We start from the raw sequence: 12,372 nt of genomic DNA, 5'->3' as shown, positions 1-12,372 counted from the left end.
GACGGTAAAAAGGGATCGGTTACGAAAAGGGCGGGCATTTTAACAGGCTGGACAGATTCTGCTGCTCTCTCCGACTTGTGACGCACAACGCTATCTAAATTTGCCGGTTTTGATACTTTCCCTCAGGATGCGCGCTGAATATGCGTCTAATGTTCGAGTTAGAGCGGTACAAGAAATTGCGTATGATAATCAATATCAATTGTTATTGCTTATTTGCGCGCCATAATGCCCGCCGCCAACTCATTTTGCAGAGTCTAGGGAGCTAGCTTGTCTAAGCCTGTCGAACCCTTGCGTTTGCTGCTACTGGCCGAAGAGCCGGTGTGGACAGCGTTGTTGCGCGAGTGTGTCGCTCCATTGGGAGACTCGGTGGTATTGATCAGTGCTCCCACCTGGGAGTCGGTCAGTCGTTTGTTCGAAGACGATCGCAATGCGGTCCTGCTGACCATTCCAAGCCTGCAGCCCGGTCCCGGGCGTTGCAGTTTGCCCACCATTCTATTGCTGGACCATGAGCCCTCAGTAGCCCCGGTAGGTGTCAGCGACTGGCTGGTGGGTTCTTGCCTGAGTACCGACGCCCTGCGCCGCTGCCTGCGTCATGTACGCGAGCGCGGTGTGCTGGAAAACACCCTGCAACGCCTGGCCGAGCAGGACCCCCTGACCGGCATCGCCAACCGCCAGGGCTTCCAGACCCTGCTGGCCGCGCGGCTGGCGGAAAACGACGGTCGCGGCCTGGCCCTGGGGCACCTGGACCTGGATAACTTCCGCCACGCCAACGACGCCCTCGGCCACCAGGCCGGCGACCGCTTGATCCTGCAGGTGGTGTCGCGGCTCAAGAGCCAACTGGAGGCTGGTGACCAACTGGCCCGCCTGGGCAGCGACGAGTTTGCCTTGCTGATCGACACCCGCCGCGCGCCGCAGCGCGCCGAATGGATGGCCGAACGCATCACCGAAGCCATGGCCGAACCCTATTGGGTCGATGGCGAAAGCCTGTTGATCGGCTGCAGCCTGGGGATTGCCCATGCCCGGGCCAATGCCGGCGCCGACCCGTTGATGTGGCATGCACATATCGCCATGCAGCAGGCCAAGAGCACCCAAGGCTGCACCTTTCATATCTTCAATGAGCGGATCAACCGCAACGCCCGCAGCCTCGCCGATCTGGAAAGCGAACTGCGCCGAGCCTTGCGCCGTGATGAGCTGGAGCTGCATTACCAACCCCGGCTGAACCTGCATGACGGCAAGATTGTCGGCCTCGAAGCCCTGGTGCGTTGGCGCCACGGCGAGCGCGGCTTGCTGCCTCCCAGCGAGTTTGTGCCCCTGGCGGAACAGAGCGGGCTGATCGTGCCCTTGGGCTACTGGGTGATTTCCCGTGCTCTGCGAGACATGCAGGCCCTGCGCGAGCGCGGGCTGCCTTCGCTACATATGGCGGTCAACCTGTCGTTCCGCCAGTTTCAGGACAGCCAGTTGCTCTCGACCCTGAGCCGGCTGATCGCCGAGCGCGGGGTTGAGGCCCAGTGGCTGGAGTTCGAGCTGACGGAAACCGCAGTGATGCGCCGCAGCGATCTGGTGAAGCAGACCATGGATGCCCTGGGGCGCCTTGGAGTGCGTTTTTCCCTGGACGACTTCGGTACCGGTTTCTCTTCCTTCGTCCACCTCAACAGCCTGCCGATCACCCTGCTCAAGGTCGACAAGAGCTTTGTCGGGGGCATGGAGCAGCGTGAAGAGAACCGCAAACTGGTACACGCCATGATCAACCTGGCCCACAACCTCAATCTGGATGTGGTGGCCGAAGGAGTGGAAACCGCGGAGCAACTGGCGTTGCTACGAGGCTTTGGCTGCGATCAGGTCCAGGGCTACCTGATCAGCAAGCCGTTGCCCCTGGCGGACCTGATGGAGTACCTGACGTTCGGCAGCAGCCAGCAGTCGCTGCAGGAGGGGATGCTTTAAGCGACGGATACCGGTGCTGATCCACCGCTTTGGGCGGCGAGGACCCGCTCCCCGTCAATCCGCGCTGCTGGCTTGAACGTTCATCGCCGCAACCTCGGGCTCGCGCTTGATCATGCGGCGCATCCGCCACTCGAACGCCAGAGTCAGGCTGATGGCCGCGCAGGCCAGGCCCAGGGCCAGTCCCCACCAGACACCGGTCGGTCCCCAGCCCAGGGTAAAGGCCATCAGCCATGCCGAAGGTGCACCGATCAGCCAGTAGCAGCCCAGGCCCACCAGGAAGGTGGTCTTGGCATCCTTGAGACCGCGGATCGCGCCCATGGCGATGGTCTGGGTGCCATCGAACAGCTCGAACCAGGCCGCTACCGCCAACAGGCTCACCGCCAGTTGAATCACCTCGGCGAAGGCCGGGTCGTTGTGGTCGAGGAACAGCCCGATCAACTGGTTGGGCAGCAGCCAGAAAATCATCGCGAACCCCAGCATCGCCACCGCGCCGAAGGCGATCCCGACCCGTCCGGCCAACCGTGCATCCAGCAATTGTCCGGCGCCGTAGTGCTGGCCGATGCGCATGGTGATGGCGTAGGAGATGCCCGCCGGCACCATGAACGCCACCGACACGATCTGCAGGGCGATCTGGTGCGCCGCCAATTGAGTGCTGCCCATGGTGCCCATGCACAGCGCGGCGAAGGCGAACAACCCGACTTCCACCGCATAGGTGCCGCCAATGGGCAGGCCCAGGCGCCACAGTTCCCGCAGGTAATGGGTGTTCAGCCGGGCCAGGCCCTGGCGCAATGGGTACGCGGCGTAGGCCGGATGGCGCTTGATGTGCCAGGCCAGTGCCAGCGCCATGCAGTTGGCGACGATGGCGGTCACCAGGCCGATGCCCATCAGGCCGAGTTTCGGCAGGCCGAACATGCCGGTGATCAATGCATAGTTGAGCAGGAAGTTGGCCACAGTCCCTGCCAGGCTGATGACCATCACCGGCGTCGCCCGGCCGATGGCGCTGGTGAAGCCGCGCAAGGCCATGAAGCTCAAGTAGCCGGGCAGGGCGAACGGCAGGATCAGCAAGAACTGGCCGGCAGCCTGGACGTTGCTTTCAGTCTGGCCAAAAAGCAGCAACAGCGGTTTGAGGTTCCACAGCAGCAGGCCGGCGACCAGGGCCATGATCCAGGCCAGCCACAGGCCGGCCTGGGTCAGGCGGGCGGCGCCCTGGATGTCTCCGGCGCCCTGACGAATCGCCACCAGGGTGCCGACCGCGGCAATCACGCCGATGCAGAAAATCGAGACAAAGGAATAGCTGGCGGCGCCCAGGCCACCGCCGGCCAGGGCTTGCGGGCTGAGGCGGGCCATCATCAGGGTGTCGGTGAGAACCATCAGCATGTGCGCCAGCTGGGAGGCGATCAGCGGCCCCGCCAGCCGCAGGATGGCCCAGAGTTCGGTACGTGCTGGATGCTGCATGGTCATCAGGCTCGATCAGGGTAAAGTCGGGGAGAGCGCTGATTCTCGGCGCTTCCGGGCCATAGCACAAAGGGATAAAAATACTTGCTGGCATGATAAAAACTCATGCGAATAACTTTCTGGTAGCGTTGCGTCATTCCGCTGCTGGAGCGCGTCCATGTCCCGTCGTCTTCCTCCTCTTTATGCCCTGCGCGCCTTTGAAGCGGCGGCGCGGCACAGCTCGTTCACCCGCGCGGCCGAGGAGCTGTCCATTACCCAGAGCGCTGTCAGCCGGCATATCCGCACCCTGGAGGAGCACTTCGCCTGCCGGCTGTTCCAGCGCAGCGGGCGTAATCTGCAACTGACCGAAGCGGCGCGCTTGCTGCTGCCGGGTATCCGCGAGGGTTTCGGTGCCCTGGAGCGGGCCTGCAATACCCTGCGGGCCGAAGACGACATCCTGCGCATGAAGGCGCCGTCGACCCTGACCATGCGCTGGTTGCTGGCCCGCCTCAGCCGCTTCCGCCATCTGCAGCCGGGCAACGAAGTGCAGCTCACCAGTGCCTGGATGGACGTGGACTCCGTGGACTTCAACCAGGAGCCCTTCGACTGCGCGGTACTGCTGAGCAACGGACACTTTCCACCGGACTGGGAAGCCAGCTACCTGTTCCCGGAGTTGCTGATCCCGGTGGGTGCTCCGAACTTGCTCGAAGACCCGCCCTGGGATGTGGCGCGGCTGGCGGCCACGGAGTTGTTGCACCCGACTCCGGACCGGCGGGACTGGCGCAGTTGGCTGGAGCAGATGGGGCTTACGGATCAGGTTTCCCTCAAGGGCGGGCAGGTGTTCGACACCCTGGAACTGGGGATGATTGCGGCGGCTCGGGGTTACGGCGTGTCCATGGGGGATCTGCTGATGGTGGCCGAAGATGTGGCTCAGGGTCGCTTGAGCCTGCCCTGGCCGACCGCCGTCGCCAGTGGCTTGAACTATTACCTGGTGTGGCCCAAGACCCGGCCGGGAGGCGAACGTTTGCGTCGCCTCAGCGACTTTCTCCAGGGCGAGGTCCAGGCCATGCAACTGCCCGAGGTAGAGCGCCTCGGCTGAAACGATGCAGTGCCCGGCCGACGGGGGCGCGGAGATATCCTTGCTAGGCGCTCAAGTATTCGTGGGCGCCGCCGAATCCATGGGTTATGGAACCAGCGTTCAGGAAGGTCCTAAATTACTAAAAATCCTAGAATAATTACTGCCGAGTGTGCTGATCGATCAGGATGATCCGCCTTCTCGGTAAGGAGCCATCATGTCTCAACCCCGTGCCCGGATAGCCTCCCAGCTAGGGCTTGCCCTTGCCCTGATACTCGCCCTGGTGATCAGCGGCAGTACCCTGTTTGCCCTGCGTTCTCTGGATTCGGCGAATCTCGACACTAGAGAAGAGCACCTGGCCAGCGAAGCGCGCCTGCTGGCGGATCAGCTCAACACCTTTCACAGCAGCCTGCGCGAAAGCACCCAGCGCCTCAGTGGCTTGTTTGAAAACCGCTTCCGCAGCGGCCTGAGCCTGCATCCCGAACAACCGGTGAGTGTGGCCGGGGTTCAGACCCCGGGCCTGCACCTGGGGGACGTGGTGCTGAACAACAACTTCGAGGAAGTGGACGAGTTCAAGCAGATGACCGCCGGGGTGGCGACCCTGTTCGTGCGCAGCGGCGACGACTTCATCCGGGTCAGTACTTCCTTGAGCAAGCAGGACGGCAGCCGGGCCATTGGCACCTTGCTCGACCACGCCCACCCGGCCTATCAGAAACTCATGGCGGGGCAGGGTTATGTCGGCCGCGCGCTGTTGTTCGAGCGTTTCTACATGACCCAGTACACCCCGGTGCTGGATCGTGCCGGCAAGGTGATTGCCGTGTTGTTCGTTGGTTTTGACTACACCGATGCGCAGAACGCCCAGTTCGACAATCTCCAGCGCTTCCGCATCGGACACAGCGGCTCCCTGGCCTTGCTGGACGAACAGCACAAATGGCTGGTGCCACCGGCGGGCGTGCAAGGACTGGATCAGGCCGCGCAGGTCATGACCGATGCAGCGCAGCAGCCGGGCAAGGGCCGCTTCTGGAGCGACCAGGGCGAAGACTTCTACAGCCTGGCGGTGCCTTTTGCCGGTGGGCCCTGGTCGGTGGTGGCGAGCATGCCCAAAGCCGAGATTCGGGCGGTGACCTGGAGCGTCGGCATCCGTCTGGTGATCGGCAGCCTGTTGGCGATGTTGTTGGCGGTGGGCGCCACGGTCTGGCTGCTGCGCAGCAAGCTGGCGCCCTTGAGTGATCTGGTGCGTCAGGCCCAGGCCTTGGGCGGCGGCGACCTGAGTGCGCGGTTGAATGTGTCCAGCCACGATGAGATTGGCCAACTGGCTCGCAGTTTCAACCAGATGTGTGAAGCCTTGTCGACCATGGTCGAGCACATCCGCCGTTCTGCCGCTGAGGTCAATGGTCGGGCCCAGGCCTTGTCTGGTCTGTCCAGCGGTGCCTATGAAGGCATGGAGCAGCAGTCGGGCGAGATCACCAGCATGGCGGGGGCGGTTGAGGAGTTCAGCGCCACGTCGCTGAACATCGCCGACAACATGGGCAGCACCCAGCGCCTGGCCGAGGAAAACGCTCAGCAGACCCATATCGGCCGCGAGTCCATGGAGCAGGCGTCATCGTCTCTGGAGCAGATTGCCGGGGCGCTCAACAGCACGGCTACGGTAATCAATACCCTTGGCCAACGCTCCCAGGAGATCGGCGGAATTGTCGGGGTGATCACCGCGATTGCCGACCAGACCAACCTGCTTGCTCTCAACGCCGCCATCGAGGCGGCCCGTGCCGGCGAGCAGGGTCGCGGCTTCGCCGTGGTGGCCGATGAGGTGCGCAACCTGGCGTCGCGTACTCGCGAGGCCACCGACGAAATCTCGCAGATGATCAACAGCATCCAGCAGGAAACCGGCCATGCCATCGAGACCATGGAACAGGGCAACCGGCTGATGCAGGAAGGCTTGTCGCGCAACGCCGATGTGGCTTCGGCCCTGGCCCTGATCGACGAGCAGAGCCGCAGCGCCGGCGAGCAGTTCGCTGCCATCACCACGGCCACCCAGGAGCAGAGCAGCACCGCCACGGTGCTCAGCAGCAACCTGCAGAGCATTGCCCAGGCCAATAGCGAGCAACGGGAAGTGGTGTCCAACCTGGCGGTCACTGCCCGTGAGCTGGAAACACTGGCCGCCGACCTGCGTCAGGAAGTCGACCGCTTCCGCTGACAGTGGCCCTTTCGCCCCGCAACCCTGGGTTGCGGGGCAAGGTCCTGCTGCACGCCGGCGGCTATCGCATCCGGTGGTTCTGAGGTTTAGCGGGGTTCGGTCGGTTCACCCAGCCCCGGGTCAACGCGCTTGCCGATGTCCCGCAGGCGCGCCAGTTGATCGACCATGGTCGGGGCCTCGTCGACGCTGCTGACGAACGTCCACAGATAAGTCATTACCGCATACACATGCCCGGCCTTGACCTCGGGTGACAGCGCCAGCTGACTGATGGCAATGACGAACAGAATCGCCGCCACGGCGCCCAGAAACAGATAGGCCGCCGCCTCCCGGTCCGAGAGCCAGATGCGCAGCCGCGACAGCAGCCGATAGTGGCGTTGCAGCGAGGCCGCGCCGACCTTGGCCACCAGGCCGATCTCCTTTTCCAGCCGATCGTTCAGGCGTTCGTGCAACTGCTGATTGCGCCGTGCAAAGCGCGGTAGCAGGGTGACGCACAGCAGCAGGGCTCCCAGGCAGGCCAGGCCGATCCAGGGTTCGATCACCAGCAGCATGACCGCGGCACCGACAATCGATACCAGGGCGGTGGCGATGGTCGGCACATGCTTTTCGAAGAAGTCGACGAACTCCCTGGCCAGCACCACCCGCGCCGCTGCCGTGGAAGTGTTTTGCTGCTGCAGGCGCTGATTGAGGATCACCGGCACCGCCAGGTCGGCGTAGATGCGGGTGAAGGTGCGGGTGTCCACCGCTCGCCGCGCGGCCCCCACGACCCAGAAGCCCAGCACCACCAGGGCGTAGATCAGCGCGTGGGTGGTGTCACCCCGCAGGATCGAGTCTACGGCGAACCCGGCAAACAGCGGGTAGGCCAGCAGCAGGGCGTTCTCTAGCGCCACCAGGGACAACGTGACAAACAGCTTGCCCGGGTACGCCCGGGCAATGGCCTTGAGCGTCTGGCCGGCCGATTGCTGGCCGATCTTTTGTGTGGGGTCGACGACGGCGGATGGGGTGACGACAGACATGAGTGCACCACAGGTGTGATAACGGTTAATATTGAGCGACTGCTCAATTATCTTTGAGCGATCGCTCAAAATGCAAGCGCCGTCCATCTCGGCGTCAAGAGGTCCGATTGCCCATGTCCCGTAACGACCGTAAAGACCAGATCATCGGCGCGGCCCTGGAGTTGTTCCGCAGCAAGGGGTTCGCCGATGTCTCCACTCGCGACCTGGCCGAACATGCCGGGTTGTCCCGCAGTCATGTCTATCACTACTTCAGCGATTGGAAGGAGCTGCGCCGCGAGGCCTTCATACGTTTTGCCAATGAGCAACTGGAGGCGGTGGGCGAACCGCTGCAAGGCGTCGCGCCCTTGGAGGCGCTGCAGGGTTTTCTCCGCGATTGCCTGCCCGATTCCGCCGAGGACGGCTGGGCGCTATGGCTCGATGCCTGGGACGAGGCCATGTATGACCAGGAGCTGGCCGAGGCCTACCTGAAGATCAACGGTCAGTGGCAGCAGATGTTGGCGCAGATCGTCCACCGTGGGGTCCAGGCCGGAGTGTTCCGCTGCTCCAGCCCCGAACGCGTGGCACGACAGTTGTTCGCGCAAACCATGGGCTACGCCGATGACCTGTTGCTGCGGGCCTCGCCCGAGGCTGCCGCGGCTGCCTTGGCAGAAGTCCTGGAAGTGGCGGGCTTGCTGTTGGGGTTCGAGGACTGAGGGCCTCAGTGCAGATGATGGGATCTTGTGGTGGTTAGCGCGATTTATTGGCTTGCTGAAACGATTCTTCAGCGCTATAAAAATCGTACAACTCCAATAAAGGCAATCCCTCGATGAAGTCCCTCAAACTGCTTGTCTCCCTCGCTGCGCTGAGCGCCGCTTCCCATGCCATGGCCTGGGACTATGTATTGCTCGACAGCGACAAGGCCGCCGACAACCTGCACCTCACCAGCCAGCAACTGGGGGTAAAGACCGAGCGGCCTTTTTCCGTGACCTTGCGCACCTTGCATGGCGGTCGCCAGGAAGGGGTGAGCATCATCGACATCGACAATGGCGTGATGAAGCTCTCGGTGGTGCCGACCCGGGGCATGAATGTGTTGCAGGCCTCGGTGGGCGATGTGCGCCTGGGTTGGGATTCACCGGTCAAGGAAGTGGTCAATCCGGCGTTCATCGAACTCAATGGCCGTGGTGGCCTGGGCTGGCTGGAAGGCTTCAATGAGCTGGTGACGCGCTGCGGCTACGAGTGGGTCGGGCACCCTGGCCTGGACAATGGCGAGTTGCTGACACTGCATGGCCGCGCGGCGAACATTCCCGCCAGCAAGGTCACCCTGCATATCGACGAGAAACCGCCTTACGCCATTCACTTGCGGGGTGAGCTCAAGGAGCAGGCGTTCAAGAAGGTCGATTTCAGTGTCGCCACCGAACTGGTTACCGAGCCCGGCAGCACCAGTTTCACCCTCAATGACCGGTTGACCAACAACGGTGATTATCCGAAGGAATACCAGGCGCTGTACCACAGCAACTTCAGCACACCGTTCCTTGAGCAGGGGGCCAAGTTTGCGGCACCGGTGAAACAGGTCTCGCCCTTCAACGACAAAGCCAAGGCCGATCTGGCGGACTGGCAGACCTATCGCGGACCGACCCGCGACTATGACGAGACCGTCTACAACGTCGTGCCTTATGCCGACGCCAAGGGCGAGACCCTGGCGGTGCTGCATAACAAGGCGGGCAGTCTTGGCGTATCGCTGGGCTTCAATACCCAGCAGTTGCCGGTGTTCTCGCTATGGAAGAACACCGACACCCAGGGCCAGGGTTATGTGACGGGACTGGAGCCGGGCACCAGTTTCTCTTACAACCGCCGCTATCAGCGTCCGCTGAATCTGGTGCCGACCATCGGCGCCAAGGAGCAACGGCAATTCCAGATCCGCTACAACCTGCTGGCGGACAAGGCCGCGGTGGATGATGCGCTGAGTCTTGTCAGCAAGATTCAGGATGGACGCCAGACCGAAGTGCGCCCCACGCCGCTGGTGGATCTGTCCAAGGAGTGACCCTTCAACCTGTGCTCGGCCGGTAATGCAGGGCTTCTGCCAGATGCTCGCGGTTGATCCGTGCCGCCTGCTCCAGGTCGGCCAGGGTCCGGGCCACCTTCAGCAGGCGGTGGGCGGCTCGTAGCGACAGGTCCAGGCGTTCGCAGGCCGCTTCCAGCCAGCGTTCGTCTGCCGTGGATAGCCGGCAATGGCGCCTCAGACCGGGGAGGTCGAGATGGGCATTGGCGCAACCCTGGCGTTGCCGTTGCAGCTCGCGAGCTTGAGCCACCCGGGCGGCGGCGCAGGCACTGTCGTCCCCCGGTTGCGGCTCGGGGTTCAGGGCGGTGGCTTCGCGGGCTACGGTCAGGTGCAGGTCGATGCGATCGAGCAAGGGGCCGGACAGCTTGTTGCGATAGCGCTGGATCTGTTCCGGTGTGCAGCGGCACCGTCCGTTAGGGTCGCCAAGGTAGCCACAGGGGCAGGGGTTCATGGCGGCTACCAGTTGGAAGCGCGCCGGAAACTGTAGCCGGTCGCGGGCGCGCGCGATGACGATCTGGCCCGACTCCATGGGCTCGCGCAGAACCTCCAGGACCTTGCGGTCGAACTCCGGCAGTTCATCGAGAAACAACACACCGTGATGGGCCAGGGTGATTTCTCCCGGACGAGGTTTCGAACCGCCACCCACCAGTGCAGGGCCTGATGCCGAATGATGGGGCTGGCGGAAGGGGCGCTGCGGCCAGTGGTGCAGCGGCTTGTGGCTGCTCACCGATTGAATGGCTGCGACTTCCAGGGCTTCGTCTTCCTGCAAGGGTGGCAGCAGGCCGGGCAAGCGACTGGCCAGCAAGGTCTTGCCGGTGCCGGGCGGGCCGCTGAACAGCAGGTTATGGGCACCGGCGGCAGCGACCAGCAGGGCACGCTTGGCAGCCAGTTGGCCCTGGACTTCCCGCAGGTCGGGGTAGGGCGTGTGATTCTCCTGCAAGCCGTCGCTGACGTAAGGCGGAAGGGGGGCGTGACCATTGAAGTGGGCGACGGCCTCCAGCAGATGGTCTACGGCGATCACCTCCAGGCCCGAGGCCAGGCAGGCTTCCTCGGCATTGGCCCGGGGCACCAGCAGGGTGCGTCCCGCCTTGCGTGCCGCCAGAGCGGCCGGGAGCACACCGCGCACCGCTCGCACCTCGCCGGACAAGGCCAGCTCACCCAGGCATTCGATGTTGTCCAGCGCCAGGGCCGGCACCTGCACGCTGGCGGCGAGGATGCCCAGGGCGATGGCCAGGTCGAATCGTCCACCGTCCTTGGGCAAGTCCGCGGGTGCCAGGTTGAGGGTGATGCGTCGCGGCGGGAAGTTGAATCCGGCGTTGAGGATGGCGCTGCGCACCCGGTCCTTGCTTTCCTTGACTGCCGCTTCCGGCAGCCCGACCAGGGTCAGGCTCGGCAGGCCGTTGGCCAGGTGCACTTCAACGCTGACAGCCGGAGCCTGTACGCCCACTTGGGCACGGCTGTGGATGATTGCCAGGGACATGGGGAGATCTTCCTTGAGACAGCGGGAACCGCGTCCTGCGGTGCTGCAAGGATAGATGAGGGCTTTGGCGGGAGGAGCTTTGAATGCGCACAGGATATGTCGCCGGCGCTAGGGCTTTCGATGGCAAACCGGCTCCAGGTTTGTAGGAGCCGGCTTGTCGGCGAATCGCGGGTTCAGCTCATTGCGCTGCCGGATTGAGCCGGGCTTCCAGCTCCGCCACTTTGGCCTCCAGGCTTTCCAGGCGTGCCCGGGTGCGGGCCAGGACCACCATCTGGCTGTCGAATTCTTCCCGGCTGACCAGGTCCAGCTTGCTGAAGCCGCTTTGCAGCAGGGCCTTGAACTGGCTTTCGATTTCATTGCGAGGCAGAGGTGTTTCACCGCTGAGCAAACGCGAGGCGTGGCCGCTCAGGGCATCGAGAAGGTCTTTGGGCGCGAGCATGGGAGTGTCCTGAATAGCAGATGGGCCGCAGTGTATCACGCACGGCTCAAGGGCTTGGTGGTGCCCGCTCTGCACGTTTTTCGCGCATCCGGGCGGGCGCTCGCGCACCGTTATTGTGCGTATCCGCGGTGCCGATTTGTGGCAAGCCCGGACGGCCGTGGGCAAGGGACTGAAATCACTGATTTTTCCCGAGCTGGCAAGCTTTCTGCTTAGACCTTGGTGACCCATGCACTGATGCAGTCGCTGTGACGAATGCAGTGCGGCAGGCGGAGCGGGGAGTGTTTCGTCAGAAGCGGTTAGCTGGCGTCGGTCTGGCTGAGGAAGGTCGACGATGCGTTACAAAGCCAGGCACTGCGCTTAGACTTGAGTCGGGTTTGTTTTCCTGGGGCAAGTCCACCAATTCGGGAGAGAGTTTCATGAAGCTAGTCACTGCCATCATCAAGCCGTTCAAGTTGGACGACGTGCGCGAGTCGCTGTCCGAGATCGGCGTGCAGGGCATTACCGTCACTGAGGTCAAAGGCTTCGGCCGGCAGAAGGGTCACACCGAGCTGTATCGCGGTGCGGAGTATGTGGTGGATTTCCTGCCCAAGGTGAAGATCGATGTCGCCATTGACGACAAGGATCTTGACCGGGTTATCGAGGCGATAACCAAGGCCGCCAACACCGGCAAGATCGGTGACGGCAAGATCTTCGTGGTCAATCTGGAACAGGCTATTCGCATCCGTACCGGCGAAACCGATACCGACGCAATCTAAGCC

At 63.2% G+C, this 12,372-nt stretch carries 10 protein-coding genes; 6 read left to right on the top strand and 4 right to left on the bottom strand.

The features are described from left to right. Nucleotides 1-267: 267 nt before the first annotated feature. Nucleotides 268-1,941 (top strand): putative bifunctional diguanylate cyclase/phosphodiesterase, encoded by a 1,674-nt coding sequence (locus tag KHO49_RS15690; RefSeq protein ID WP_213665239.1) that lies wholly within the window; start codon nucleotides 268-270, stop codon nucleotides 1,939-1,941. 54 nt (nucleotides 1,942-1,995) lie between these two features. Here the strand turns inward: KHO49_RS15690 and KHO49_RS15685 are convergent, their stop codons facing one another. Then, nucleotides 1,996-3,396 carry a NorM family multidrug efflux MATE transporter gene (locus KHO49_RS15685; RefSeq protein ID WP_180988447.1) on the bottom strand — a complete coding sequence of 467 codons (1,401 nt, stop codon included), beginning with the start codon at nucleotides 3,394-3,396 and terminating at the stop codon, nucleotides 1,996-1,998. Between the two features lie 157 nt (nucleotides 3,397-3,553). Here KHO49_RS15685 and KHO49_RS15680 point away from each other — a divergent pair, with 157 nt between their 5' ends. Together KHO49_RS15680 and KHO49_RS15675 are read left to right on the top strand one after the other, a co-directional pair. Continuing rightward, nucleotides 3,554-4,474 (top strand): LysR substrate-binding domain-containing protein, encoded by a 921-nt coding sequence (locus KHO49_RS15680; protein WP_102862242.1) that lies wholly within the window; start codon nucleotides 3,554-3,556, stop codon nucleotides 4,472-4,474. A gap of 193 nt (nucleotides 4,475-4,667) precedes the next feature. Then, on the top strand, nucleotides 4,668-6,644 hold the full coding sequence (locus KHO49_RS15675; protein WP_213665238.1) for a methyl-accepting chemotaxis protein: 1,977 nt from the start codon (nucleotides 4,668-4,670) through the stop codon (nucleotides 6,642-6,644). 86 nt (nucleotides 6,645-6,730) lie between these two features. On the opposite strand, the gene KHO49_RS15670 is transcribed toward KHO49_RS15675, so the two are convergent. Next, nucleotides 6,731-7,657, bottom strand: coding sequence for an ABC transporter six-transmembrane domain-containing protein (locus KHO49_RS15670; protein WP_185021125.1), 927 nt, complete (start codon nucleotides 7,655-7,657; stop codon nucleotides 6,731-6,733). Between the two features lie 113 nt (nucleotides 7,658-7,770). Here KHO49_RS15670 and KHO49_RS15665 point away from each other — a divergent pair, with 113 nt between their 5' ends. Continuing rightward, on the top strand, nucleotides 7,771-8,349 hold the full coding sequence (locus tag KHO49_RS15665; RefSeq protein WP_102881272.1) for a TetR/AcrR family transcriptional regulator: 579 nt from the start codon (nucleotides 7,771-7,773) through the stop codon (nucleotides 8,347-8,349). Between the two features lie 113 nt (nucleotides 8,350-8,462). Continuing rightward, complete coding sequence (locus tag KHO49_RS15660) at nucleotides 8,463-9,677, top strand: aldose 1-epimerase family protein (protein WP_123390039.1); 1,215 nt, start codon at nucleotides 8,463-8,465, stop codon at nucleotides 9,675-9,677. Between the two features lie 4 nt (nucleotides 9,678-9,681). Here KHO49_RS15660 and KHO49_RS15655 read toward each other — a convergent pair whose 3' ends face one another. Beyond that, nucleotides 9,682-11,175 (bottom strand): YifB family Mg chelatase-like AAA ATPase, encoded by a 1,494-nt coding sequence (locus KHO49_RS15655; RefSeq protein ID WP_123390036.1) that lies wholly within the window; start codon nucleotides 11,173-11,175, stop codon nucleotides 9,682-9,684. Between the two features lie 178 nt (nucleotides 11,176-11,353). Beyond that, on the bottom strand, nucleotides 11,354-11,614 hold the full coding sequence (locus tag KHO49_RS15650) for an accessory factor UbiK family protein (RefSeq protein WP_072451854.1): 261 nt from the start codon (nucleotides 11,612-11,614) through the stop codon (nucleotides 11,354-11,356). Between the two features lie 416 nt (nucleotides 11,615-12,030). On the opposite strand from KHO49_RS15650, the gene glnK reads away from it, so the two are divergent. Continuing rightward, nucleotides 12,031-12,369 carry a P-II family nitrogen regulator gene (glnK, locus tag KHO49_RS15645; protein WP_002555808.1) on the top strand — a complete coding sequence of 113 codons (339 nt, stop codon included), beginning with the start codon at nucleotides 12,031-12,033 and terminating at the stop codon, nucleotides 12,367-12,369. Nucleotides 12,370-12,372: the final 3 nt, after the last annotated feature.

It is taken from the genome of Pseudomonas sp. RC4D1 (assembly GCF_018390395.1).
GTDB classification, from domain to species: Bacteria; Pseudomonadota; Gammaproteobacteria; order Pseudomonadales; family Pseudomonadaceae; genus Aquipseudomonas; species Aquipseudomonas danubii.
The sequence above is the reverse complement of the archived record's forward strand: the minus strand, read 5'-3'. Positions and strand labels throughout refer to the sequence as shown.